Source organism: Limnochordia bacterium, assembly GCA_023230925.1.
GTDB lineage: Bacteria > Bacillota > Limnochordia > DUMW01 > DUMW01 > JALNWK01.
The window spans coordinates 1-26,172 of sequence record JALNWK010000016.1 but is presented as its reverse complement, the minus strand read 5'-3'; the positions used below and the strand labels follow the sequence as shown (position 1 = coordinate 26,172).

The 26,172-nt window shown below is 47.6% G+C and carries 19 protein-coding genes, 1 CRISPR repeat array and 1 riboswitch; of the genes, 2 read left to right on the top strand and 17 right to left on the bottom strand.

Translation table 11 applies throughout. The features are described 5' to 3' along the window. Positions 1 to 216 precede the first annotated feature (216 nt). The 4 genes from M0Q40_05295 to M0Q40_05280 all read right to left on the bottom strand — a co-directional run bounded on the left by M0Q40_05295 (position 217) and on the right by M0Q40_05280 (position 5,289). The gene (locus M0Q40_05295) at positions 217 to 438 is read right to left on the bottom strand and encodes an IS110 family transposase (protein MCK9222028.1); all 222 of its coding nucleotides are present in this window, start codon (positions 436 to 438) and stop codon (positions 217 to 219) included. Positions 439 to 1,414: 976 nt separating this feature from the next. Next, positions 1,415 to 3,007, bottom strand: coding sequence for a methyl-accepting chemotaxis protein (locus M0Q40_05290; protein MCK9222027.1), 1,593 nt, complete (start codon positions 3,005 to 3,007; stop codon positions 1,415 to 1,417). 26 nt (positions 3,008 to 3,033) lie between these two features. After that, on the bottom strand, positions 3,034 to 3,528 hold the full coding sequence (locus M0Q40_05285) for a chemotaxis protein CheW (protein MCK9222026.1): 495 nt from the start codon (positions 3,526 to 3,528) through the stop codon (positions 3,034 to 3,036). A gap of 180 nt (positions 3,529 to 3,708) precedes the next feature. Continuing rightward, the gene (locus tag M0Q40_05280) at positions 3,709 to 5,289 is read right to left on the bottom strand and encodes a methyl-accepting chemotaxis protein (protein ID MCK9222025.1); all 1,581 of its coding nucleotides are present in this window, start codon (positions 5,287 to 5,289) and stop codon (positions 3,709 to 3,711) included. A 246-nt stretch (positions 5,290 to 5,535) separates the two neighbouring features. Beyond that, positions 5,536 to 7,747: a CRISPR direct-repeat array (repeat unit 30 nt; unit sequence GTTTCCATCCCTCATAGGTAGATCCAAAAC). 797 nt (positions 7,748 to 8,544) lie between these two features. On the opposite strand from M0Q40_05280, the gene M0Q40_05275 reads away from it, so the two are divergent. Continuing rightward, a complete protein-coding gene (locus tag M0Q40_05275) occupies positions 8,545 to 9,186 on the top strand; it encodes a cell wall hydrolase (protein ID MCK9222024.1) in 642 nt (213 codons plus the stop codon). 3 nt (positions 9,187 to 9,189) lie between these two features. Here the strand turns inward: M0Q40_05275 and M0Q40_05270 are convergent, their stop codons facing one another. The 6 genes from M0Q40_05270 to thiT form a co-directional block, all read right to left on the bottom strand. Beyond that, a complete protein-coding gene (locus M0Q40_05270; protein MCK9222023.1) occupies positions 9,190 to 9,570 on the bottom strand; it encodes a TIGR04086 family membrane protein in 381 nt (126 codons plus the stop codon). Between the two features lie 132 nt (positions 9,571 to 9,702). Continuing rightward, on the bottom strand, positions 9,703 to 11,772 hold the full coding sequence (fusA, locus tag M0Q40_05265; protein MCK9222022.1) for an elongation factor G: 2,070 nt from the start codon (positions 11,770 to 11,772) through the stop codon (positions 9,703 to 9,705). A 196-nt stretch (positions 11,773 to 11,968) separates the two neighbouring features. Continuing rightward, positions 11,969 to 12,553 (bottom strand): uracil-DNA glycosylase, encoded by a 585-nt coding sequence (locus M0Q40_05260; GenBank protein ID MCK9222021.1) that lies wholly within the window; start codon positions 12,551 to 12,553, stop codon positions 11,969 to 11,971. Positions 12,554 to 12,611: 58 nt separating this feature from the next. After that, positions 12,612 to 14,018 carry a copper amine oxidase N-terminal domain-containing protein gene (locus M0Q40_05255; protein MCK9222020.1) on the bottom strand — a complete coding sequence of 469 codons (1,407 nt, stop codon included), beginning with the start codon at positions 14,016 to 14,018 and terminating at the stop codon, positions 12,612 to 12,614. A 32-nt stretch (positions 14,019 to 14,050) separates the two neighbouring features. After that, the gene (locus tag M0Q40_05250) at positions 14,051 to 14,554 is read right to left on the bottom strand and encodes an ECF transporter S component (GenBank protein ID MCK9222019.1); all 504 of its coding nucleotides are present in this window, start codon (positions 14,552 to 14,554) and stop codon (positions 14,051 to 14,053) included. Between the two features lie 109 nt (positions 14,555 to 14,663). Continuing rightward, positions 14,664 to 15,182, bottom strand: coding sequence for an energy-coupled thiamine transporter ThiT (gene thiT / locus M0Q40_05245; protein ID MCK9222018.1), 519 nt, complete (start codon positions 15,180 to 15,182; stop codon positions 14,664 to 14,666). A gap of 219 nt (positions 15,183 to 15,401) precedes the next feature. Beyond that, a riboswitch (TPP riboswitch) is annotated at positions 15,402 to 15,504 on the bottom strand. A 250-nt stretch (positions 15,505 to 15,754) separates the two neighbouring features. Here thiT and M0Q40_05240 point away from each other — a divergent pair. Further along, on the top strand, positions 15,755 to 16,831 hold the full coding sequence (locus M0Q40_05240) for a DUF362 domain-containing protein (GenBank protein ID MCK9222017.1): 1,077 nt from the start codon (positions 15,755 to 15,757) through the stop codon (positions 16,829 to 16,831). Positions 16,832 to 16,868: 37 nt separating this feature from the next. Here the strand turns inward: M0Q40_05240 and M0Q40_05235 are convergent, their stop codons facing one another. From M0Q40_05235 to M0Q40_05205, 7 genes are all read right to left on the bottom strand, one after another. Further along, a complete protein-coding gene (locus M0Q40_05235) occupies positions 16,869 to 17,297 on the bottom strand; it encodes a hypothetical protein (GenBank protein MCK9222016.1) in 429 nt (142 codons plus the stop codon). Between the two features lie 68 nt (positions 17,298 to 17,365). After that, positions 17,366 to 18,346 (bottom strand): MoxR family ATPase, encoded by a 981-nt coding sequence (locus M0Q40_05230; protein ID MCK9222015.1) that lies wholly within the window; start codon positions 18,344 to 18,346, stop codon positions 17,366 to 17,368. A gap of 97 nt (positions 18,347 to 18,443) precedes the next feature. After that, positions 18,444 to 20,174, bottom strand: coding sequence for a GGDEF domain-containing protein (locus M0Q40_05225; GenBank protein MCK9222014.1), 1,731 nt, complete (start codon positions 20,172 to 20,174; stop codon positions 18,444 to 18,446). Between the two features lie 230 nt (positions 20,175 to 20,404). Next, positions 20,405 to 21,001: a TetR/AcrR family transcriptional regulator gene (locus M0Q40_05220; protein ID MCK9222013.1), complete on the bottom strand. Its 597-nt coding sequence runs from the start codon at positions 20,999 to 21,001 to the stop codon at positions 20,405 to 20,407. A 25-nt stretch (positions 21,002 to 21,026) separates the two neighbouring features. Beyond that, complete coding sequence (locus M0Q40_05215; GenBank protein MCK9222012.1) at positions 21,027 to 22,589, bottom strand: TolC family protein; 1,563 nt, start codon at positions 22,587 to 22,589, stop codon at positions 21,027 to 21,029. Between the two features lie 70 nt (positions 22,590 to 22,659). Continuing rightward, complete coding sequence (locus tag M0Q40_05210; protein MCK9222011.1) at positions 22,660 to 23,736, bottom strand: TolC family protein; 1,077 nt, start codon at positions 23,734 to 23,736, stop codon at positions 22,660 to 22,662. Next, on the bottom strand, positions 23,733 to 25,994 hold the full coding sequence (locus M0Q40_05205; GenBank protein MCK9222010.1) for an efflux RND transporter permease subunit: 2,262 nt from the start codon (positions 25,992 to 25,994) through the stop codon (positions 23,733 to 23,735). The genes M0Q40_05210 and M0Q40_05205 overlap by 4 nt, the downstream gene beginning before the upstream one ends. Between the last annotated feature and the right edge of the window lie 178 nt (positions 25,995 to 26,172).

The following is a 26,172-nucleotide window of genomic DNA, read 5'->3' as shown; positions in this document are numbered from 1 at the left end:
ACCTAAAATAAGGCTCAACCCATATGCTTTTTAATTGGGGTCACAACCTCAAATTCCTTCGTCCTGCCTGTCCATGAGGTGGATGTCAGTTATGCTCCTATGCAGGGTCTAAGCCCGGATGGATAAAACTCCACCTGACTAATCACAAGCTCATTTTTCAAAGTGCAAATACTGGAACTAGGTGTTGTTTAAGCTGCTAACTCATGTACTGGTCTTTCAATATCTTGCATCAGCCTCGTGGATATACGGAACTAAATACCGACCACCCTTAACCAACACTGCAATAGTCTTGGGATCTTTGCGGTCATTCTTTGTCGGACTGTCATCATCGAGCTCTCCAGCGCACCGGACATGATAAGGATTTGCAGGAAACACCTTCATATCATGTTCGATGATATACTGAGCAAGGTTGTACCAGTAGTATCCTGTGGTCTCCATCCCGACAATTACCTCATCTTTAACGTTTCTAAAGCCGAAGTCTTGTACCTACGTCCGAAATGCCTCGAATTCATCATTATATTGGAAACATCGCCTAATTCAATTCCCCGATAGTCAAATACCCTAGTATAGTGTATTTTGTTGAGGTACCATTATTGTTGAAATCCATATTTCCTCAACTACAGGAATCGCCCTAATCGAATTATCAGTATGTTTACGGTGTTCTCCAGTAAAAGCAATAAGATATGTATAACATTCACCTAAGATATGGCAAAATCCTGCTTTGTTCGCTGAACGGGACTTGTGTATGTTCCAGACTGATGCACTTCATAGACGGATTCGTTCTGTCTATTACTTAGCAAGATGCTTAGTCTGAGCTGGTCAAAATCCAAAGGAACTGTAATGGATACTCTCTTGCAGGAGCTAAAGTCAGCGTGTATTCGGAATATGCGGATTCTGCAATTGCCTATTGCCGTCAAGACCCTGCAGTAGATGATTTCTTGGCAAATATCCTCCGGACGGTAGTTACAGACCTTCGATTGGTCCTAGACTATGTATCTTCGATGAATTCCCGGGTACTAGAGGGACCAAGAGGTGTTTTGGACAACGTTATTATTGTGATGGCAACGCAAATGGTAGTGCTAATCCATGCCCTTCTAAGGAAGGTACCCTACCCATTCCATAGACCCTATGGATCTCGTCGGAAGACTGCGTTCTGGGCGAGAGGCTTTGTGCACCTTTGTTCATTAATCTTCTTTGCTAAAACAAATGCTACAAGGGTATTGCCTACTTCACATTTTGAGGAGACTAGCAGGTTTTTAGGCCGGTATACTGGAGAAGGGAACACCATACGGTGAACCCTTCTCCAGAAGCGGTGGGAGCTTTTGCCATAAACCACCATGGATATAATATGACCTGTCGATACCGCCGCGTACACAGCTTCCTTTGGTGTGCAGGTAATATTCTGTGTACGGAGCTATAGACTGAACCACCCGACCACATTGTGCAACTGCTCACCTAAAGCTGCCAAGCTTTGAGACAAACCACTGATCTGCTCAATTGCACTTGACTGCCGTTCGGCTGAGACAGCGATTTCCTGGCTTCCGGCTGCCATTTCCTGCGCGGCACCGGAGATATCATGGATTGACCGAGTTGCTTCCTCACTAGCCGAGGCTACCTCTGCAAAGAGCCTGTTGATCTTCTGAACAGTCTGTACCCCTTCATCCAGCTTATCGACGGATTGCCTCGAATTGGTCGATGCGGTATAGGCTTGGGAGCTAATGGTCTGTAGTAGATTAGCTATTTCCTCTGCGGACTTGCGGGATTGCTTGGCTAGCTTACCAACCTCGTCTGCGACAACGGCAAATCCCCTTCCATGTTCACCGGCTCTAGCCGCCTCAATCGCGGCATTTAGAGCAAGAAGATTAGTTTGCTCGGCGATCTTACGGATTAGTTCAGTGATCTCATGGATTCGATTGGCGTTGTCAGATAGCTCATCTACAGATTCGGTGGAGTATCGAGCGGTGTCCTGAATAACATGCATCAATTCTACCGCCTGCTCCATTTGACGTTGAGCTCCTTTAGAGCCATCTACGCTTTGTTTGGCGGCTGCTGCGACTGATTGCGCACTGTGGGAAAGCTGTAGGGTGTTGGCTGCAAATTGCTGTGCAGTAGACGCCGATTGGTTTGCCGCGCCACTGGTCTCTTGGGCAGAGGCAGCTAGCTGTTGGCTGCTACCTGAGATTTCCCGAGCTACTTGCACCACTTGTCCGACTAAATCCCGAAGATTATCCCTCATTACCTCAAAAGCTCTAGCAAGGTTCCCGATCTCATCCTTACCGGACACACTATCTTCAAAAGCTATTAGGTTACCTGTTGCTAGGTCCTCGGCTGCTACTGCTAGTTTGCCTAATCTCGTGGACATGTTTTGCACGATATAATGGGACACTAGAAAGCCAAACCCGACTGAGACTGCTGCGACAAGAACGAGCCATCGGATCCCGTTATCCTTATCATTGATCGCCTTATCGTACAGCTGCTGATTACTCTCTTGGCGCAGATTCAAAAGGTCACTCAGGGCTTGATCCGCGGCATTGGCGTTGGTTCTTGTTTCGGCTATCAGGTTAAAAACTGCATCAGCCTTATTCGGATCTGTAACCATACTCCATATTTGTATCATTTTCTCATCATATTTTGCGATTTCCTTGCGAAACATGTCTCGTAGTTCGGTTTCTTCTTGATTTACCACTGGAGTTTGCTCTGCAAAATCTGCAAACTGGCTCTTTAGACGGATCATGCTCTGCTCATAGCGAGCATATAGTTCTTCAATACCACTTTGATACTGAGGTACTAGGGCTGTGATTTGTGTCTGACGGGCCTGCTGTAACCCCTGTTTTAGTTCCAAGAGTACAACCTCTACGTCATCATGGGCGTGAATATTCGTCATGGTAGAACCCACGGTGTTAAGATGAACGGTAGACAAGGTAGTAATCAGGATCATGCCTAATATAAAGACCCCGATAATAAGGTAAAGTTTGCCCCACACTGGTAGGTCGTCAAGGAAAGACATAGGCAGCCTCCTATAAAGGGATATATTTAGTCTGTCTCTCGCGGTATGACCGCTTCTAAGGCCAGTTTCTCGGACGTATTGAGTAACTTCTCCATGCGTAGGATAACAAGAAGTCGGTTATCGACTTTGCCAATGCCTTCAATGAATTCCGTACGGAGCCCATCGATACCTTGAGGTGGTGGCTCTATGGCCGTTGCCGAGAGTCGCAAAACTTCAGAGACTTCATCTACAATAAGGCCTGTGAGACTCCCCTCGGTTAGCTCTACAATAACGATTCGGGTTAATGAATCGTCCCCATTGTCTGCCAGTCCAAAACGTTTGCGCAGACTGATTACAGGGATGATCTCGCCCCGGACATTGACTATTCCCTCCACAAATTCGGGAGTCTGTGGTAGTTTGGTAATGCTAATTAGTTTGATGATCTCCCTGACCTTCATAATATCTATGGCAAATTCCTCTGACTGAAGCGAAAAGACCACAAACTGACGCTCTTCTATATTGACATTACGTTCTTTAGGCAAGGATCTCCCTCCTCGGAACCTTGAGTGTGTGAGTTAGCCATGTATTGTTCGGTTCCGCATTGGAATATAGGTCTTCCTTATCTGCCTCATAAAGAGATATCGGTATAATTTGGTGAATTGTTAAGGGGATCGAGGACTTTGGGCCGCTTTCAAGGGTAGCGGCCCAAAGGTAGTAACTGGTTAGATTTTGAATTGATGAACGGTTTCGGTTAAGTCCTGACCGTAATCTGCTAGGGTCTCAGCGGCCGTTGCAACGTGCTGTATCTGCGTAGATTGCTGCTGACTCGCTGCTGCAATTTGCTGACTACCGGAACTTAACTGTTGTGTTGCCGTGTGAATCTCTTGGATATCTTTACTTAGATTATTGATCGCCACAATGATATTGTTAAACGCCTGGCTAGTAGTCTCTACGATAAGAGCACCTTCTCTTACTTGTTTGGCTCCTTGTTCTGCTTTTTTCACAGTATTAGTGGTGGCTTGACTTGTTTGCTGAACTAGTCGACCGATGTCGGTGGCAGCTGCAGCGCTTTGCTCAGCAAGTTTGCGAACCTCATCGGCAACGACTGCGAAACCACGACCATGCTCCCCTGCCCTTGCGGCTTCAATGGCAGCATTAAGAGCAAGTAGATTGGTCTGGTCGGCAATCGCTGTGATTGTATCAGTGATCTTACCGATTTGCTGAGAGTTATGACCGAGTTGTGTCACTGCTACAGCAAGCTCGGTGACGTTTGCCTCGATATCTTTGATTTTCTCTACTGTCTGAGTAATCTGTTCCTTTCCAGAAGCGGCGTCTTGATTCATCAATGAAGCAGACTCATACATTTTCTCGGTATTTGCACTAACCTGCTGGATTGCAGCTGCAAACTGACTGATACTAGCAGCCATCTCCTGCACTGAAGCACCGTTTTCTACAGCGGTGCTGGCTAATTCCTGGCTGGAACCACTAAGATTATCTGCCACTGTTTGAACCTGCTCCACAAGACTACGCAAGGACAGAATCATCTGGTCGAACGCCTTGCCCAGTTTTCCGACCTCATCTTCAGTATCTAGCTTTGCCCGTACCGTCAGGTCTCCTTGAGCCGCTACAGTTGCTGCTTGCTGTAGCTTAATCAGGGGCCGTGAAATACTAAAGAAAACAAGGTAGCCAAGACAGGCTACGGCAATAAGGATGCAAGCAATAAGAACAGCAATTTGCTTAATAATCCTTTTGAACTGTTTCTGCGCCTCCGCGTGTCTTGAGGACGACAAAGCCGCACTGATCTTAATTACTTCTTCTAGGTCCTCATTAAGAACCGAGTGTTTTGCTCGATAGCTATACAGGCTTTGGTAGACGTCAACGCTGTATGTTAGTCCCCCAAGCCCGGAATCACCAATGTTCTGCATGGTGTAGTCTACTTCTTGTTTCACCGAAACCCAGTTAGCTTTAAATGCCTCCCATTGGTCTGTTAGCTCCTCATCTGGTTCCTGGCTCATTTTATCGTCTAGTTTGGCAATGGAGTCTTCACAGGTAGCGATGCTTTCATCAACAAGGGCTTTAGGTGGTAGTTGGTTGATGATTGAATCCAAAGCGACGAGGTTGTTTTGCAGGGTTGAAAGCAAATTGCCCATTTCGTTCTGCCTTTGCAGATCCTCTATAACGCCTTGCATCTTGTACATGCTGGACATGCCCACAAGGGAGAAGATGGCAAATCCGACGATACTAGTAGCTAAGGCGATGGCAAGTTTTACTCCGATGTTAGCGTTCCTGAACCATTTGAACAATAGGTATTCTCCTCTCCAGTTTTAGACATAGATGGAGCATCTAAGCATAGAGATATAAAGGCAACAGGATAGAAGGATACCTGCGGAAGGACATCACTGACCCATACGGTAAGGCCTGTGATTTACCGATACAATAACATGGCTAACTCATCCTTATTTTACCACTGGCTTGCTGCTTGTCAAGCTTTAGGGGATCATTCATCAAAAGGTCAGACGCATGCAAGAAAATCTGTCGATACTGTGATGCTCTTAGACTGCCATAGGTAGATCCAAAACCGCGGAGAAAGCGGCTGAAGAGAACTATTTGGCGTGTTTGCATCCTTCATAGGTAGATCCAAAACCAGCGAATGCGGCGCTTGATGTTTGGGTTGAGGCACAAGTTTCCATCCCTCATAGGTAGATCCAAAACGTAGCTGAACTTGAATTCAGGTAGTTGAAACACGAGTTTCCATCCCTCATAGGTAGATCCAAAACGGGAACGCGTCCACCTATTACGCGGATTATTATTACGTTTCCATCCCTCATAGGTAGATCCAAAACGACGTACTTCCAAGCGTCGTAATGCTGCCGCTTCGCGGTTTCCATCCCTCATAGGTAGATCCAAAACGGAAAGGTTGCGCTATCATTCCGGGATGGTTCGGTGTTTCCATCCCTCATAGGTAGATCCAAAACCGGAGATCCGAATCACCTTGATGAACTCGTATCCGGTGTTTCCATCCCTCATAGGTAGATCCAAAACCTAAGTCGTAAATTTCCGCTTTTGCTCTGTGCGCCTGTTTCCATCCCTCATAGGTAGATCCAAAACGGCGTACGTTACTACGCTAGGCTGATCCACGTGGAGTTTCCATCCCTCATAGGTAGATCCAAAACTCCTATCCTGATTGCTATTATCCATTTGCACCCATGTTTCCATCCCTCATAGGTAGATCCAAAACTGCCGAACTCCTGGAAACCAGCGTAATAGGCATGTTGTTTCCATCCCTCATAGGTAGATCCAAAACAAGTGTCAGGATGGAAGGGGTGCAGATGATGCACCGTTTCCATCCCTCATAGGTAGATCCAAAACCAGATTACAACCTGCAGAACGCAGATTACCGATAAGTTTCCATCCCTCATAGGTAGATCCAAAACGGGAATCGGTACAGGCGGCCTTGACCGAAGCCGAGTATGTTTCCATCCCTCATAGGTAGATCCAAAACAACGTTTCGAAAGGTGGGTTTTTGACGAAGTCCTCCGTTTCCATCCCTCATAGGTAGATCCAAAACTCGTCTTAGTGCTGCTGGCTTCTCTGTATTTGGCGGTTTCCATCCCTCATAGGTAGATCCAAAACTATAATAATCGGTATTAAACAGTTCATGGTACATTTCGTTTCCATCCCTCATAGGTAGATCCAAAACTTTGGGATGATGAGCAAGAGAGATTTATGGCAGAGGGTTTCCATCCCTCATAGGTAGATCCAAAACCTTGAAACTCCCTCTCCGTGATGGGGATGAAGATCGTCGTTTCCATCCCTCATAGGTAGATCCAAAACCGTACGTAAAGCGCTCGTGTCGCTGATTGAGGCCGGGTTTCCATCCCTCATAGGTAGATCCAAAACACCTAACAATTCATTCGCCGTTTTACTTAATTGGACAGTTTCCATCCCTCATAGGTAGATCCAAAACGGCTCTAATCAATTCCGCCTTATTCAAGCTGTTAGTTTCCATCCCTCATAGGTAGATCCAAAACAAAACGTCTTTCTGTCCTTACTGATTTCCGCCATTAGTTTCCATCCCTCATAGGTAGATCCAAAACCTACACTTTGAAATCAGAACATTGGATGAGTTCATGTTTCCATCCCTCATAGGTAGATCCAAAACTGTTTATGGTAAGTTTCGTCAAAAACCCCATAACCGGTTTCCATCCCTCATAGGTAGATCCAAAACCCGACAGGCAATCAGTGACTTGCCAACACGCAATGAGTGTTTCCATCCCTCATAGGTAGATCCAAAACAAGCCTATAAAGAGCTTGTCCTCCGTGGCGAACTGTTGTTTCCATCCCTCATAGGTAGATCCAAAACGATTATTTTCGTAAAACGTGGGGTGACTTCTTCCCAAGGTTTCCATCCCTCATAGGTAGATCCAAAACGGGGTCCTTGCTCCAATCAACTGCTTAGACTTGTATAGTTTCCATCCCTCATAGGTAGATCCAAAACATAGCAACTCTTGCAGTCCCCCTCGAGCGTCTCGGTTTCCATCCCTCATAGGTAGATCCAAAACCGGGGGTTGCGACCCCCTTGTTTTTCTTTCTGTTTTATGTTTCCATCCCTCATAGGTAGATCCAAAACGACAAGGCCGACAACCTACAAAACGTTGTATTGTGCTGTTTCCATCCCTCATAGGTAGATCCAAAACTCGGTGTTGCCAAAAATATCATCCCAGGTGACCTGTTTCCATCCCTCATAGGTAGATCCAAAACCCTCGTTACACTGGGGTTTCCTTGTTACGAGTACGAGTGTATCTATATGGTAGCAGATTAATCATTTTAGCACTACTCCCGATGTAGAGCGGAAATCCATGTTTTTGGGTGACACTGTAAAGCGCGTCGATCCCCCGGGGTTTTCGCGCTACTGGAGGTCGACGCGATGTGTCGAACCACCCGGTTGGTTTCTATAGTAATAGGATAGTCCATGAAGGACTATATTGTCAATCGTATACGCGGTTTTGCTACCATAGTCTAGACTTTTTGGTTGCTTTTCCTGTCTTGGACAAGGATACTTAGAAAAGGTCATGATCCCCCCTTTCCCCCCAGAGAACGCGACTTTAGGAGCCGACAACGCTATCTAGTTTTCGTTAAGTTATCCATAACGCTGTCCAGGTTTGTTTCCTTGATGCTTTTGAGCTCGTAATCGACAACAAACTAGGAAAAGCAATACGGCTAAAGAGGACCGGGGAACGCCAAGGATACGAACTCTGCAAACAATATGACCCGGCACGTGCCCCTTTTGATTGTCCCCTGAATATCAAAGGGATAGCGTAAATTGCTTATTCATCATTGCGCGGGGACCATTCGGACACGTCAGAAGTACTCCTAACATTTAATCGAAGAGCGAAACCCTTGGGCTATTCATGTGTGTTGACACGTGTTCTCTTAATGCAAGATTTGATGGCTAAATCGTCTATTTGCTCGATCAGGGGCGTTTGTCCTGTCACCACTACGGGCGTGGAAGATTATAATACCAACGAGTAGAAAACATGTAAAAGGTGGGGAGTCCCATGTATGAAGCTCGTGTGATGGGTAGTGTTAGAGATAGCATCTCAGGAAAGCCCTTGATTCAACCGGTTCAGTTTCAAGTTGGTGAGCAAATTGTGGAAGTTGAGGAAGGATTCTTTGATTTTGAGTTGGCCTTTGGCACCCACAGAGTCTTCATCGCAGCTGATGGATTCAAGGATTACGAGAACAGCGTCCTTCTATTTCGGCCTTTGGAAACCCTCTACTATTCCTTAGAGCCCTGTGAAACTGGTTGGTTGATCCGATTAGTCTATGCGGAGGCCGGCGGAGAATCCTATTTGGGCAAGGTAGGCGTGGCAGCTTCTGTACTGAACCGGGTGAAATCGCCCTCCTACCCAGGTGATATCGTAGGTGTGATCTTTCAGCGCGTGGCTGGGTATGTCCAGTATAGCCCAGTTGCTGACGGCAGGCTCTACTTGTATCCGGGGCCCTTTGATCCGGCATCGGAAAAAAAGGCATACCTTGAATGTGTTGATGCTGTGAAGGAAGCCCTAGAGGGAGCTGATCCCACAGATGGGGCTGTAGGTTTCTACAATTACCATACGGTATCTTACAACAACTGGGTGCGAAAGCAGCCGACTACGGTGGATATTGGTAACCACAGGTTTTACAGGGAAAGATCCTAGAGTCTACCGGGCAAAGAGCATACCGAACATGCCACCAATACTGCCAGCAATGATAGTGATGAGTGCCTTCGACCAACGAATATGGCCGATGAATCCCTCTAGACCAAAAAGCAAGTAACTTAGGATCAGAAACAACACTCCAACAAGTGCACCGTGGAGCCATCCTTTAGCCTTGATGCGGCGGGCTGCTTGGCAACCACCAATGGCTGTGGCAAGGATTCCTAGATAAAAAAGCCATTTCGTGGGAAGAACCGTTATGTTCGTGATCAACAGGTAGGTAGCAGCAATCAGTGAGAACACGGTGGCTGATACGAGACTTATCAATGTTCCCTTGAAGATAGCGCCCATGCTGAAGGTTGCTTTCCCATTGAGGTTGCTTTCCATCGGTTTATCCCCCCTAATCAAAGGTATGCGGTGGGGGAATTAATCATTCATGGTGGGTCAAAGGCAAGGGGGGGAAAGTCTATTAATCGAAATGAGAAAGCCAATGCAAGACGCACTGGCTTTCTCATGAACTTACTCTTTCTTTCCCTCTTCGATGACTTTCTGAGTAACTTCGTGGGGAACTTGTTCGTAGGCAACAAACTCTGTGGTAAAATCGCCCCGTCCTTGGGTCATCGAACGAAGATCTACAGCGTACTTGAACATCTCAGACATGGGTACATGAGCTTTGATCAACTGAAGTCCATTGCTAAGGGGTTCCATTCCGAGGATTCGACCTCGGCGTTTGTTCATATCACCCATGATATCACCCATGTACTCTTCCGGTACCCGGATCTGGGCTAAGACTACCGGCTCAAGTAATATGGGGTTGGCAGCCATGAAACACTTCTTGAATGCCATGGAAGCAGCGATCTTAAACGCCATCTCCGATGAATCAACACTATGGTAAGAACCATCTAGCAGGGTTGCCCGAATACCCACCACAGGGTATCCGGCGACAACGCCCTGTTCCATGGTTTCAATGATGCCCTTTTCAACTGCTGGAACATACTGTTTTGGAACTGCGCCACCGAAGATCTTGTTGACAAACTCGAAGTCCTGGCTATCAGTAAGGGGCTCAATCTCTAGGACTACATGACCATACTGGCCCCTTCCGCCAGACTGCTTCTTGTGTTTGCCTTCAGCTTGATTCTTACCGAGGATTGCCTCCCGGTATGGAACCTTAGGATCTGTCAATTCGACCTCGACACCGAACTTATCCTTCAGCCGGCTAGCAATGATCTCCAGGTGCAGATCGCCCATGCCGTAAACAAGGGTTTGCTTTGTCTCTGCACTTCTTTCGATCCGGAATGTGGGATCTTCTTCAGTTAGCCGAGAAAGACCAACGCCAATCTTCTCTTCGTCGGCCCTACTCTTTGGAGCAACGGCAACGGCGTATACTGGTTGTGGAAACTCAATAGGTTCAAAAACTACTTGGTTGTCCTTTGCGCAGAGGGTATCTCCAGTGGTGGTTACCTGTAGTTTGGCCACGGCTCCAATATCCCCTGCTGTTACTTCATCAACGGGAAGCTGTTCTTTGCCCCGAACCACATAAATCTGGGATAGACGCTCATCTTTGTCCTTTGTACTGTTGTAAATTGTAGAGTCGGATTTTACAGTCCCGGAATAAACTCTAAAGAGACTAAGCCTGCCTACATAGGGGTCAGCCATGGTCTTAAACACTTGCGCAGCAAGGGGTTCAGTGGGGCTGGCTTTTAACTGGACGGTCTCGTCGCTATTTACTTTCTTAGCAGAGGGTAAGTTGCTGTTGGCTGGTGATGGCATACAGTGTAGGCAATAATTCAGAAACAGGTCCAGTCCCACAAGTTTTGCACCAGAGACACAGACCACTGGAATAACGTCTCCGTTGGCCGTTCCGATGCCAAGACATGTGCCAAACTCTTGCTCTGTAAGTGGTTCACCTTCAAGGTACTTCATCATGACGTCTTCGTCAGCAACAGCCACAGCTTCCATCAATTCCTCCCGGTAGCTGGCAAGCTCGTCTGCCAACTCTGCGGGGACGGGAATCTCCTCGGCTTTTCCATTGACATATTTGAAAGCTTTCTCTGTGACGATATCCACAACACCAGAAAAAGTCTCAGCGGCGCCAATAGGAAGCGTGACTGGCGTAACTTTGTTCCCAAACTCAGCTCTTAGGTCAGCAAGCACCTTGGTAAAATCAGCATTCTCCCGGTCCATCTTATTGATTAAGATCATCCTGGGCGTGCCGTAGGTGTCTGCGTAATCCCAGGACTTTTGGGTACCAACTTCTACCCCCGATGACGCACAGACCACAATGACGGCGCCGTCAGCTACCCGTAAGGACCCGCGGACTTCCCCGACAAAGTCAAAGAACCCTGGGGTATCAATAATGTTAATCTTATGGTTATCCCATTCACAAAAAGCTACCGCCGAGCTAATACTAATCTGCCTTCGAACCTCTTGAGGATCGTAATCAAAGACTGAGTTTCCATCATCCACCTTACCAAGGCGACTTGTCTGACCAGTGAAATACAGTAGGGCATCTCCCAGCGTTGTTTTGCCAGTTCCCCCGTGGCCGATTAAGGCAATGTTTCGCAGTTTCTCGGTAGTGAAGTTTTTCAACTAACAATCTCCTCCCTATACTAGGTGATAAAGCCAATACGCTAGAAAAATAGACACGCTGGGCCAACGGGAGCAAAGCTCTTCGGCAGTGGGCCCTTATATGCAGCAGACTGCACGCAAAATAGCACTAATTCAACATACATACAAAGTATTATACCATAAAGACCTATCTGAATCTATAACGGCAATCTGTGCCCTAAGCGGTCTTGAGTTGGGCCATGACCTCCTGCATATCCTGCCACACCGGTCGCTTCAGATGTGGGTTACGTAACAAAGCGGCGGGATGAAAGGTGGGCATGAGCCTGATTCCCTCTAATTGATACCACTGTCCTCGCTGTTGGGTGATCTTAAAATCCGGTTTGATCAAGGCCTTAGAGGCATGGGCTCCAAGACAAACGATTACCCGGGGGGAAATAATGCGCAGCTGGGCGCGTAGGTATGGATAACAGGCTGCCACTTCCTCTTGAACCGGTGTCCTGTTGTTGGGTGGCCTACATTTGTTGATGTTTGTAATATAGACCTCATCCCGTTCATAACCCATAGCGGCAATGATTTTCGTAAGAAGCTGGCCTGCTCGACCAACGAAGGGACGCCCTAATTCATCCTCTACCGCCCCAGGCGCTTCGCCGACAAACATCAGCCTACTGTGGGGATTACCTTCTCCAAAAACCGCGCCTCTGCATCCTTGGCGCAGCCCGCATTTCCTGCAGCCTTCGACTACACGCCGCAGATCTTGGAGAGTATCAATGTGATCTACTTCTTCATTTGGTAAATCGTACAATGGTAAGTTACCTCCAAGGTATTGCTAGTTTAACTTTCATGATTATATTCTACAGGCCTTACTCAAAGGTGGCCTTCTCAATCCAGAGTATCCTGCGGCTATGGTCCCAGACAGCGGTGAGTCCAAAGACCTTGGTTAAGCAAGATAAGGGAACATAGGTCTGGTTATTGTAAGTAATCACTGGACCGTCTAGTGCAATCGACTCTTGGCCGAGGAAGACCTGCCACACTCCTTCATAGAGGGTTAAAAAGTGATGCCAATAGGGAATCTTCGCAATCTTGCCAGGTTGGATATAGCTATAGTCGATGCCGATTAAATCGCCCATATCGGGTAACGATATGTAAATTGTATCATAGGCTATGAGGGCAGGGAATCGGGCCGTATAGGGCTCGGCGTTAAGAAATATCGTATGGTAGTTAACGGGACGTCTCTTCCATAGTTGCACTAGGTTGTCAGTGGAAGTAACCAAGGTATCGGTTCCGGCAACTAGGACATTGCGAATGGTAGAGTCAGTATTTCGATTGGTCCACAGGGGCAACAAATTCTTTCCGGAGGCTTTCATCAGGACTGGATTGCGATCATCGGAGTAGCCGACAATTGTGAACTGTCCTAGTCCTAAATTGCAGGGAGAAAAACCGGTCAAACTCAAATGCTCACCGAAATAGTGGTTCTCCAATTGGAATCGTTGATCTTTGTAACGGTAACTTTGAATGATTTTCTCCTTGGTTCCGATTACAAGTTGCGGGGTCTTCTCCACGGGTAGGATGCTCACATGATTGATGTTGCCCCAAGTATAGTTGTCCCAGATCCCATGAAATGAACCGTCATCGTAGGTAAGTACCTGTAGATGATTTCCCTTGGCAAGGACCACTTCTGCTTGGGCAGTATGACCTAAGTCCCCCACTGCCATAAGTTCAGGTTGAAAGGGCAGACTGGTTTCGGTTACGGAACGAAAACCTTTTCCGTCCCAGGTAAACAAGAGCAAACGGGCATCCTCGGTGACGATCAAAAGATCATCGCCGTAAAGGCCCGTGAGATTTGTCACACAGATAAAGGAGACGCTTGACCACAGATAACCTGTTCTAGACACCTGCACCAGACGCCCCTGCTGTAGTCTAAGGTAATAAGCTGCTCCTGCGGCACTACTACCCACAATCAACGCAGGATAGCCGTCAATGTTTCCCGTAGCTAGGGCCGTTGGAGATGAAGGAAACGTGAAGGATGCTAAGGGCTGAAGGGTGTCATCAAGTACCTCTACTCCATCGCCAGTGGCCACAACAACTTCTAGCTTGCCATCCCCCGTAAGATCGCCGACGGTGATCAAGTTAAGCTCTGGATAATATTTCTCTTGCTCTAATACAAAGACGGGACCGCTGCTTTGGATTTCTAGATTGGCATTGCAGGTAGCAGTAACAAAAGATAAGGCTACTGTTACTGCAACAAATAGCTTGACTATCCGCGGCATACGGCCCCTCCTTTCATTGTTCCCATTTCGGATTACTTAACATGTTTTAGTGCGCCGTTTTTCTCAAGGATTGTCAGTACTAAGAATGCAACCAAGGCACCTAATAGACCAGTGACTAATTGGGGAAAGGTCATGGCCTTAACCAGTGGTGGTTTAGCTGTGGCACCAAAAAGTTGTAGCAGGTACCTTACTGAGAGAGCAAGCCAGGCGAACTTTGCTACTACTGACACCACATATGCCCCGATTTCATTGGATTTCCGTAGAAGTCCATATACTAAGGCGAGAATCGCATTGCCTATGGCGATAAAAGGAACCATTGGTGGAAACCCCATAATGCCGAAGAAGAAGGCAATAATTGGGGTAAAGGCCCCGACGATGACTCCACCGGCAGTGCCGACAACTGCGGTGCTCAAAAACAGCATGGCATTAACCGCCGGTCCAGCCGCGAATTGAGAAAAACGCAACACATATTGAAATACGACGGTCATAGCAAGCAGAATACCGGTAAGGACTAGTCTATTTAACTTTTTGTTCAAGATACCGCCCCCTGTGATGTAAAACATCCTCAGGGGCATTATACCACTTACGGCAATGGAAGTTCAACCCATGTTTTGGACAAGTCCTCACCGGCATTTTACGGACAGGTTAGCGCTTTAATCCATACTTAACTACTGGGGCCAGCAAACCTACAATAAGCCCCGAAATGATGAGGTTAGGTAGGATGTAAATCGCATTATAACCCAGGGAGTAAATCAGAACCGGTGTTCCTTCGGGTGCGTAGGAACCAAAGAAAATCATTCCCGATATGACATGAACAATGTAGCGGGCGGCAGATCCTACGGTAATGCCCAACCAGGGTTTTTCCTTGAAAAAACCGGCCAGGCCAACTAGCGCGAAGGCCAAGGGGTATTCCAAAAGGACTTGCACGGGATGAACAATGTAAGGATCGATGAGCAGCTGCAATAATCCATAGATTCCTCCGGCAAGAAGCCCAACAGGGCCACCGCGACGCAAAGCGATGATAAAAATCGGTACCATCTCCAAAGAGATGGAACCCCCTTGGGGCATCCTAAACAGTCGGATGAAGCCCAATACGGTAGCAAGGGCAACCATAATGGCTACCTCCACGAGTAGTACAACGTTGTGTGTTGTCTCTTTTCTCACTTGAAACTCTTCCTTTCTTAGCGGTGCTTCCTTGGGTTTGTGCTAGTAGTTTGCCCAAGACACCCCCTTTTGTGGATGTGGTACTGCAAAAGCAGTGTTTCCGGTTACCCTGGGGACCTTTGTTTTCTCGCGATTCGCTTTTGGGCAGATACCGCCTATAATGCATGGGGCGGTCGATCAAAAAAGCGCGTTCTTCATAGGAAAGAGAACGCGCTTTGACTCAATTCAGATCCGCTTTCCTACGCAGGTATTATCCTTACAGGTTCCGGGGTCAGGAACAAGTCCACTCTCAGCGACATACAGCGCTCCCCCAGCGGGCAAAACCATATTCACTTTTGTTGCAGCACTTAGTCTTCTTCGACACTCTGGTAGTAATTCCTGCAGGAATTGCTGGTGAAAGTCTCAGCGCGTCAAACTAGCAGGATCCCAATGGGCGAGGTAATAGCGCCTGAGAACCTATTCCAATTACTCTAGTGCAGATAGAACAATGGCGTTATTGCCCGAAGCCTTCAATGTGGCCTGTACCTTTGGTATAATTAACCCGTGAAATAATACTTAGAAGGTGGGAGAATATGCAGGCGAAGGTTTTGTTCAGCTCTGTAAAGTACGACCAGTATGATGCTAGTGCCACTCTACCTGCGAAGTTCGAACGGATGCTTGACCATCTTGAACTGGGTATCGTCAAGAACAAGTGGACCGCGATAAAAATGCATGTAGGGCGTGGTATTGGTTACTCAACCATTCATCCACTGTTTGTGAAAATCCTGGTGGATAAGCTGAAGGCTGCGGGGGGCAAGGTGTTCATTACGGACCAAGTGGTAAGTGACGCGCGGGTCCGGGGCTATACCGAGGAGTATCTGGGGGTTCCGATTGTTCCCACATGTGGCCTCATGGGGAAGTATTACTACGAGAGATTCGTCGATTTTAAAGATTTTCGCAATGTTGACGTAGCAGGACATATCCATGATGCGGAAGTAATGATAAACCTATCCCACGTCAAAGGACATGGGGCGTGTGGATATGGTGGTGCCTGCAAGAATATCGCGATGGGCTGTGTCACTGACCGAACTAGACGTCAGATTCATGGCTTGGAGGGTGGCCTCGACTGGAATGAAGCATTATGCATCCATTGCGAGGCTTGTATTGATAACTGCAATCACAATGCTAACAGTTTTGAAGACGGAAAATACAAGGTGTTTTTCCACCACTGTACCTTTTGCCAACACTGTGTAAAGGTGTGCCCCACTTCTGCTATTACCATGACAGATAATCGCTATGAGGACTTCCAGACGGGGATGGCACTATGTACTAGTGAAGTGCTGAAGACCTTTGCACCTGGCCATGTGCTATACATCAATTTCCTTACGGATATAACGGCCCTTTGTGACTGCTGGGGTTTGACCACACCTTCATTGGTTCCTGATATCGGGATCATAGCCTCTCGGGATATTGTGGCAATTGAGCGGGCTTCACTGGATGCAATCAAGGTGGAAGATCTGCTGTCTGATGGAGTGCTTCAAGGCCAGGAACTCGGCACCCAGGGTCACCTCTTTGAGCGGGTGCATGGGAAAGATCCCTTCGTTCAGCTGGTGCAACTAGAGAAACTAGGTCTGGGGAGTCAACAATATTCCATTGAGGAAATAGCTTAGTGAAAGGATATTAGGAAACGGGTTATGGGCCCGTTTCCTACGTTGCTCGTTTCTTAGCTCCTATGGACCAAGCCGACATGATGGCAATGAGCCAAAAGAAGATTTGGTAGGGGTTTTCTCTTAGTGAGTTGACGAAGAGGTCTGATACAGAAGTCAAGATGGCTCCCGACTGCCACTGACGTAGGCTGAGCCAATTGCTAAAGGTAAGGACAGCAATTGTGCTAACGACGCTTACAAACTGCAGTAAGGCACCCTTTTTCCAGCGGGTACCATAGAGTAACCCGTATCCAACGACTGCACCGACCAATCCTGAACCGAGACCATAAAGAACGAAATTGCCAACACCAAAGCGGCGTCTTGATAGACGTTCCAGCCCGACCAAAAAACCGTACCAGATCAGGGAGGCAATCACTAATGTACCAATGATTAGCAGTATGGCCCGCAAGTACTTGTTCATTGTTTTCACAAGACTCCTCCTTTTCCCTGGCCCCTTTTATGGATAGATTCTGTTGTGCAGGACCTAGGGGTACTGACTTACCCTGAAGTTCCTTCAGGGGTTTCTTCTAGAACTATAGGTACTGAATTAAGGACGTCCTCGATTGTGTCTTTGTCCGATCTTCCTCGCAATTGACTTTCTGATTTCAAAATGATTCGGTGGGCCAAAACAGCCACGGCTAAGCGCTTAACATCATCGGGTGTGACAAAGTCCCGGCCCTGTAATGCGGCGAGGGCGCAACTTGCCTTAAACAAGGCGAGTGAACCCCGCGGGCTTGCACCTAGAGCAATATCCCGATGCTGCCTAGTTGCCCTCACTATGCTGACAATGTACTGGCGTACCGACTCTTCTACGTAGATTTCCCTAGTTGCCTGTTGCATTTTGCGGATTGTGTCGCCGTCGGTAACGGGCCCTAGATTCTCAATGGGATGCTGTTTCTGTAGCCTGATTAAGACTTGGTTCTCCTCTGCCTCCGTTGGGTACCCTAACTCAAGTCTGAGAAAAAAGCGATCCAATTGTGCCTCGGGCAGTGGAAATGTGCCTTCGTATTCAATGGGATTTTGGGTAGCAACTACAAGAAATGGTCGGGGTAATTGATGGGTTTTACCGTCTACGGTAACCGTGCGTTCTTCCATAGCCTCTAGTAGACTAGACTGTGTTCTTGGTGTGGCCCGGTTTACCTCATCTGCAAGAAGGATCTGTGACATTACTGGTCCTGGACGAAATTCAAAGTCATTGGTCTTTTGATTGAAGATGGACACTCCCGTAATATCTGAGGGAAGTAGATCCGGGGTGAACTGGATCCTGCTGAACTTGCACCCTAGGCTAGCGGCAAGAGACCGGGCCAACATGGTCTTACCTACTCCGGGGACGTCTTCGACTAGTATATGGCCTTCACAGAGCAAGGCCACGAGGAGTAATTCGATTGCTTCAGTTTTTCCAACGATAACCTGGGCAATATTGTCCGTGATCTGCTTAGCCCAGGTTTCTACATTAACGGGGATACTAATAGATGACAATGGCAATTCGCTCCCTATATGCAATAAGCCGTGATTGATAGTGACTTCCTTCTACCAATATATTACGTGGCCCGAGAGCAATTTCCTGCTGCAATTGTCAATTATTCGATGGGGATATCACAATTTGCTGATAGTGTCGGACATTATTCCTAACCTGTTTGGCGCCATAGAGGGCTTGGTCGGCCTGTTCTAGTAGCTCTTGCTGGGTCGTGGCCGGATCCGGATAGGTGGAAACACCAACAGAGATAGAAATGAGTGGTGTTGTGGGTAGAAAGTGTCGGTCTACTGCAGCCTTAAGCCTTTGCATCACTGCCAAGGCCTGCTCGGCAGCGGTTGCAGGTAGAATAATGACGAATTCATCCCCGCCAAAACGAGCAACAAGATCCGAGCGACGAATGCTGCGTTTGAGAAACTGTGCGAATTTGTGCAAAAATGTATCGGCTTGTAGATGTCCGTAGGTATCGTTATACTTCTTAAATTGGTCAATATCAATAATGGCCAAGGAGCACGGCTTACGAAAACGTTTGGAGGTAGCAAGGACACGGTCTAGTTCCTGATAGAGCATGTTTCGGTTATAAATTTCGGTGACCGGGTCAATGAGAGCTAACTTGCTGGTATTACGGGAGTACAACGTGAACAGTGCCGTCTCAACTAGGAGCAAAGCAGTAAGACGCAAGGCGCCCGGTTCTTCGGTCTTGAGGATGTTCTGATAGAATAGTATGTCGTAAATCACGGTTAGTGCAATCAGTATCGAACCAATGTAAAGAAATGTAACTGAATGCCCTTCCTTGCATATAACTTTTATTGTGGCATATAGGAAATAGACAATTGCTGAAACGATCACCAGTTGGAAGGCAAGTAATGCTTTTGTGTAGATAACTGCCGGTGTAAGCAATGTAAAGATGGAGAATGCCGTGCTGGTTATCAAGTAGCCTTTGGTGATGTGCGGAGGGCTGAGCTTTGTGGAGGCAGCTTGGGTAAAAGCGGCAAACACAGGTACAGCCAGATACATTGCCAGGTATTCAATTTTCAGTAGCCATTCCCAGGAAATGCCGGGAAGGATCCTTTGAATAAGTATCTCATCGAGGAACAGGGTTCTACCCCCTAGTAAGAGGCTAAAGATCGCAAAATAGAGTGATTCCCGCTGATTTCTATTAAACAGGTACAATCCTAAGTGAACTATGCTGATAAAAAACACACCCCCAAGCAGGAACATATTCCACAGCTGTCTGCGTTCCCTCCCTCGGGTGATGGTCGCACAATTACCTAAGGTGATCGGCTGCCACATGCCGCCTCTGCGGTGATGAAAGTTAGAGATCTGCACGAGGATCTCGGTGGTTTCGCCCAGAGAGACGAAATGCACAGTCAATGGAGCGTACTCTGGGACCATGTTCGCCTTCCGGTCAGCAACAACTCCGTTTTCGGCTATGAGCTCCCCGTTGATCCACATCTTGTATGCAGTCCCCATATAGGGTATGTGTAAAGCCATGATCCTGTCGGCTCCAGGGGCGATGACGTGCAGACGAAAGGTGGCATAGCCCTCTCCCGGAAGGCGGTCCCCGTCGACAACATATCCGTTCCATTGGCGGGGCAGCTCCATGTATCCGGTCAGTTCGGGGGAAGAAGAAGCAAAATCCGCAGGGGCAAGTAGCTGTTTCCAGTAGAACTCCCATTGCCCCCGTAGGGCTATGGAACCTTGTTGGCTGAAATCCCATGAAGGTAGTTCAAGGATACCTTGGGAAGCTCTCGGTTGGGCAAAAAGGGGGTCAGGGTGGCTAGGAAAGATCACTCCAAGAAGTATTAATGTGTAGATTAGGTAGCGCTTCATTGCTTATCAGGTCTACGCCCTTGTCCCCTTCTATGCCGATCCAAACATTCGTTCAAGCAAGACCGAAGCCCCGTTAGTGATCAAGTTTTTTAGATACAAGAACAAAGTAATCATAGTTTGATGCGGACACGCCCGCTGGAATCGGATTATCTCACTGACATGTTTAATAGTTCCATATACGAAGCTATTCTTCCTGCTTTCACGGCTACTGCCACAGAAACATCGCTTAGCTACTCATCTTTTACCGATGCGACTGCACCGTAACAAAACAGTCTGAAAATCTCATCGGCAGCCTTCTGAGGAGGCTCGGTGTTTCGGTTGATGGCCCATTCCAGTAGGGTTGTGCGCAGTATCCCCCTAAGGGCAGCGGAGAGAATACCAGTATCACATCTCCATCTGATCTCATCTTCCGCGGCGTGCTCCATGATTTCCTCCACCAGCAATATGGAATCCCCCACTAACTGATCATCATTTGGTATGTACTCAGCTAGTAGTCCCAATTGGCCGTAGAGCAGAATGACAAATTCCCGGTATTCATGGCAGAACTCAAAGCAAGCTGTGATTGCCCTACGTATTCTATCAAGGGTATTCGTGCCTTGTAGGGTGGTTGCCTGGATTTTCTCGTTCAAATCATTCATGCGGGTGGTGATCAGGCAGTTGAGGATTTCCTCCTTGCTTCGAAAGTAAAGATATACCGTACCCTTCCCCACGCCAGCCTTTTCTGCGATTTCTTCCACAGTGGAATAGTGGAATCCCTTCTGGGCGAAGACGCTTTGGGCTGCGTCCAAAATGCGGTACCATTTTTCTTTTTGGAGATCGTTAATCAATTTCTATTGCCCCCTAGGAACGGCTCTAAAAGGCAAGTACACTTAAGAGCCACTCAGGATCTAGCCCCATTGCTGTTCCTAGTTTCACCTTAGCTATCTCGTGATCATAATAGGCTTGTTTCAGAGCATTTTCCTCGCTCAGTACCAGTGTTTCCAGACGCTTTTCCTCTAGCGGTGTCAAGGCACTGTATGCCTTTGTCGCCAAAGAGTCTTCATACAATGCTTGGGCCTGGTGTAGTTGAGAAGAGACAGTCTGAATTCTATTATGCGCTTGTAAAAGGTCGTTGTAGCTAGCTGAAACTTCAAGCTCGATTAATTGGGCGATTAGTTCATAGTTAGCCTTTGCCTTTTCCTTTTCCTGCTGGGCCTTTTCCACACCTTTTCTTACCAGTCCTGAGTCGAAGATGTTCAAATTGATCTTGAAGGCAATGTTCCAGTTGTCTTCAGTGGGTTGGATCTCTTCCATGCCCGCATTCATGAGCCGGTTGATCTGTTCTCGATTGGGCTGCCATTCAAAATCTGGTCCAAAGAGTTCTTCCCAGGATTCCTCAATTTTGCTCCATTCGTCGTCGGTCAATTCCCTAGGCTCTAGGGGGGGCAGATTTGTATCCCATTTGGATAGTGCTGTTATAAAGCGGCCGCTGGAATCAATGCTGGATGTTACCTGCTGCTTTTGCTCTCCCCACTGGTATGACGCCGCTAGGTTCGCCGTGGGTCTGCTTTGCGCTTTGGCGTTGAGCAGATCCTGTTCCTTAGCGGATATTGCGATTTTGGCAAGATTGATCTCAGGACGGTGCTTCAATGCTGCTTCAATAGCTCGATCTAATGTCCATTGCCACGGAGACGGATCTTTTGCAGCTTCGATGGATATCCCAGGTGACTTGATGTCCGCTAGTGTCAGACCGGGTTTTCCAATGAGACTGGTGAACTGCCGCAGCGCCAGATCCAACGCATGTTCGGCGGCGGTTACCCCAGCCTGACATTCGAGATACTCGGTTTTAGCCAGCAGGACGTCTCGTTCTGTGGCTGTTTTTGCTTTTCGTTTGTCTTCGGCTACCTGTACTGCCGTCTTTGCATTACTTAAGGCCTGTTGCGTAAGGACTAAGGCATCCTTGGCCCGGAAGACATTGTAGTATGATTGCACAACATCGACGATGAGGTTGCTTTGGGTTAACCTCAACTGCCACAGGGCTCCTTCTTTACCCAGTTGGGCTTGCGTACTTTGTGCCTTTGTGGCAGGTGAAGGAAAAAGGCTGCGGCTGATGGCTACAGTGCCTATATAGGTGTTTACTTGTTCCGGTACAGATTCCTCATTGTTTACCTTATATGGTAACTGCACCAGCTTAGAAGCTTTTTCTGCAGCCACATCAGCATTGGCATCAACCCGCCAACCAAGACCTGCTTCGATTTGCTCAATCACTGTGGTCATCTGGGCAACATCTGCATTCTTCTCTTTGATGCTCGGGTGGTTTGTGAGCACAAGATCAATGGCATCCCCTAAGCAAAGGGGATGCTCACTGGCCTGAGCAATTTGTACGATGGTGCACAGTAAGACAATCAAGCACAGATTCGTTGTTTTTCTTCTCATTATTGGCACAGGGTTACGGTAATGTAACCTGCTTCCTCCCCTCTTTTGTAACGCATGTGGCTTAAGTAGACTAGTGCTCCTTTTCCTGGTCAGTGAGGGTCTTAAGCGGATATGCTGCTGCCTTTTGGTACTTCAGAACACCAAGGTCGTAATCATAAAGAGCATGACGGGCGTTAATCGTTGCCTGTAGTAGACCTACTTCACTGGCGAGGACCTGATCATGGGTGGCCATGTTTGCTTCCAGGAGTCTTTGGGCGATGCGTTGGTTTTCCTTTGCTTCCTTGACGCTTTCTTGTTCTGCCTCCAACTTCCGCTGAGCTGTCTGTAGATTGATATAGTTTTGACGCAGCTCTAGGGTGATTCCATATCGTAGCTGCTTGGCCATGTTTTCGGTGGTTCTTAGGGCCACGGTTGCCCTTCGTAGGGCTAGTTCAGGGGTGTAGTCATTAGTAAAGGCTTCGATTTGGGTTTGGGCAGCCAGGATACCTGCGTTTACCTGGATAACCTCGACACGATTGTTCAGGGCAAAGTCCAAATCCCGTTCCAGATTAGGCAAATATGCTTCAAATTCCGTGGTAGGCAAAGCCCCAGGGAGATACACGGCATCCAACGATACACCCAGTGTTTGACGGAATTTGAGTAAAGCCAGTTGGTAACCTCCCTCTGCTTCGGCGAGATTGGCTTTCGACTTTGCCACGGCCCCGACGCTGTTGATTACTTCACTTTGGGTTCCCGTTCCGGCCGCGAACTTACTTTTGGCAACGGTTAGTTGTCGTTCGCTAAGCTCTAGGGCTTTCGTAGTCAGCTCAACCATATCCTGCGCCTTAAGGACAGTGTAATAGTCTTGTTTTACTTCCATAGCTACTTCAAACTCAGTCATCAACAGTTTTCGTCGCGCGATGTCGTAATTATACTCGGCCTGGATCAGATTGGCCGGGTTCGGTTTTACCAGATTCTCTGCTCGGGCCTGATCCAACGCTAACCTTGCATCGTCCAGCTCCAGTTGGGCAGCGATTAATGAAAGACTGTTTTCCAAGGCGACGGCTGTTGCTTTCTCCAGGGTAACATGCTCTTCTTTGGCGAAACCCAGGGATGAACCCAGCAAAAAGATCAAAGTGGCAGATATGACTAAGATACGTTTGTTCATGAGTGGACCTCCTTGCTAATTGTTTCCTTGTTTCTAGTGGGGAAAAGTCCCACTAGATTATGAACGAAATCGTCCATGATCGTATACATTGTTGGAATCAGGAAGAGTGTTAACAGGGTCGACACAGTAAGTCCCCCGATTGCTACAATCGCCATGGGTGACTCCAATTCGCCCCCGGCACCGGTTTTTACTGCCAAGGGCAGAAGCCCAAGGACCGTAGTTAACGTAGTCATAAGAATCGGACGTAACCTTGTTTTCCCTGCTAGGATTACAGCAGCCTCCCTTGTATGCCCCTCTTGGCGCAACTGGTTGATATAGTCGATCAAGACAATCCCGTTGTTGACTACGATACCCGCCAGCAAGATTACACCGATCATTGACGATATGTTGATCGTTTTTCCTGTTAAGAACAGGGCCCATGCCACCCCTACAAAGGCAAAGGGAATGCTTAAGAGGATAACCAAAGGCTGCCATAGTGATTCAAATTGGGAGGCAATAATCATGTATACCAGGCATACTGCCAAAACCAAGGATTTCGCCAGATCCCCAAGGGCCTCATTCATCCATTGGGTGTCTCCGCCAAAGACTACGTCTATTTCGTTGGGTAACTCCAGTTCGGCGATAATCTTCTCTGCCTCGGCGACAATGTTGCTAAGACTGCGATTGGCAACTTGAGCCTGTACGGAAATCTGTCTACTTTGATCCTGACGATCAATCCTATCGACGCTTTCAACCATGTTCATGTCTGCAACTTCCTTAAGTAAGACTGTGGTACCCAAAGGTGTGGAAATGGGAACATCCCCAATTGCCCCGAGCCCCAATTCAGGCTGATCTTCCAGCTTCACCAGGACATCGATTTCCCTTCCATCGGACCGGTAGCGGGTTGCAACTTGACCATGGATTGCTGTTCGGATCGAGGCCGCAATCTGATAGATCGATAGGCCATAGGTAGAAGCTTTATCCCGCTTTACCTGTACCTGGGCCTCAATTCGTGGCTCCTCAATACTGGTCCTGATGTCCCTTAGACCTCGAATCTCTTGCAAGTGCTCGGCAAGGACTAAGGCATAATCCTCCAACTGATCGAGATCATCTCCCTGGAGATTCACCTTGAAGGGAGTCTCCCCGATTCCCATATCCCCAAAGACCGGCACCCCGGCAACCGTAATCTCAGCTTGGGGATAGTCCTTGGCAATCAAGCGGATATCTTCCATAGCCATGGCTGTGGTGATCTTTCGTTTGTCATGGGGAACCAGCTGTGCTGATATCTTTGCATTGTCTCCCCCAACGTTGGAGCCAACCTGGGCGAATACAGTGGTGATGTACTCAAGGTTCATAAGATCCCTCTCTAATTCCATCACAACCAGATTAGTCTCCTCTAGGGTGGTACCTTTGGGCATTTGTATTTGAAGCAGGACTGTCCCCTCATCCATCTGAGGCAAGAATTCCCGGCCAATGGTTCGAAAGACGCCAAGACTCACCAAAAGAAGGACAACCGCGACACTAACTACCATCCAGCGTCTCTTCAGTAGACGCTCCAGGGATCTTGCATATTTCTCAGAGCCTACCTTAATTACCCGGGGTAGAAAACCTGTAATAGTTGACCAGAAACCTCCAGCTTTGTCTGTGTGTGGTGTTGCTCTTAGGAGCCGTGAGGCCAACATGGGAACTAAGGTTAACGACACTAATAGTGATGAGGCCAAGGAGAAGGTGATCGTTAGGGACAAGTCGGTGAAGATCTCAGAGGCAATTCCCTTAATAAATACCACAGGCAAAAAGACAGCCAAAGTTGTCAGGGTTGATGCGGTAATTGCCATGGATACTTGCTCTGTTCCCTTGACTGCAGCGACCCTTGGGGTACTATCTTCACTGACGTGACGGTAGATATTTTCAATGACTACAATGGCATTATCCACTAGCATACCGATTCCCAGGGCCAACCCCCCTAAGGACATTAAGTTTAAGGTCATGTTATTAAAGTAGATAAGGGTAAATGTCGCAATAATGGATATGGGGATTGCCACAGAAATGATCAAGGTGGTACCGATGTTCCTTAAGAAAAGCAATAACACCAATACCGCCAAAATGCCTCCAACCACTGCATTGGAGGTAACGGTATCTACGGACATTTCTATGAATACCGAGTTATCCGTGACGATGGATAGCTGGCATTGGCCAGCATACATATCCTGTAAGGAGGCGACGGCTTCCTGCACCTTGCGAGCGACATCCACTGTGTTTGCCCGAGCTTCCTTATTAATGAGCAGACTGACGTTTTCTCGTCCGTTGACCCGGGATAGTTCTTTAACCTGCTTGAACCCGAATCAGGCAAGCCTCCGAAACAGAAGGTATTTTCCAGTTTGTTGACTGCCCCAAATGAGGTATACCGTCAAAGTAAATGGGAGATGATGGCAGTATCCCGGTGATTAATGTGAATTT

What these genes read in the sequence shown, in the direction of transcription:
- M0Q40_05295 (MCK9222028.1), bottom strand. Translation starts at nt 438, where the DNA reads ATGGAGACCACAGGATACTACTGGTACAACCTTGCTCAGTATATCATC.
- M0Q40_05290 (MCK9222027.1), bottom strand. Translation starts at nt 3,007, where the DNA reads ATGTCTTTCCTTGACGACCTACCAGTGTGGGGCAAACTTTACCTTATT.
- M0Q40_05275 (MCK9222024.1), top strand. Translation starts at nt 8,545, where the DNA reads ATGTATGAAGCTCGTGTGATGGGTAGTGTTAGAGATAGCATCTCAGGA.
- M0Q40_05270 (MCK9222023.1), bottom strand. Translation starts at nt 9,570, where the DNA reads ATGGAAAGCAACCTCAATGGGAAAGCAACCTTCAGCATGGGCGCTATC.
- M0Q40_05255 (MCK9222020.1), bottom strand. Translation starts at nt 14,018, where the DNA reads ATGCCGCGGATAGTCAAGCTATTTGTTGCAGTAACAGTAGCCTTATCT.
- M0Q40_05240 (MCK9222017.1), top strand. Translation starts at nt 15,755, where the DNA reads ATGCAGGCGAAGGTTTTGTTCAGCTCTGTAAAGTACGACCAGTATGAT.
- M0Q40_05225 (MCK9222014.1), bottom strand. Translation starts at nt 20,174, where the DNA reads ATGAAGCGCTACCTAATCTACACATTAATACTTCTTGGAGTGATCTTT.
- M0Q40_05215 (MCK9222012.1), bottom strand. Translation starts at nt 22,589, where the DNA reads ATGAGAAGAAAAACAACGAATCTGTGCTTGATTGTCTTACTGTGCACC.
- M0Q40_05210 (MCK9222011.1), bottom strand. Translation starts at nt 23,736, where the DNA reads ATGAACAAACGTATCTTAGTCATATCTGCCACTTTGATCTTTTTGCTG.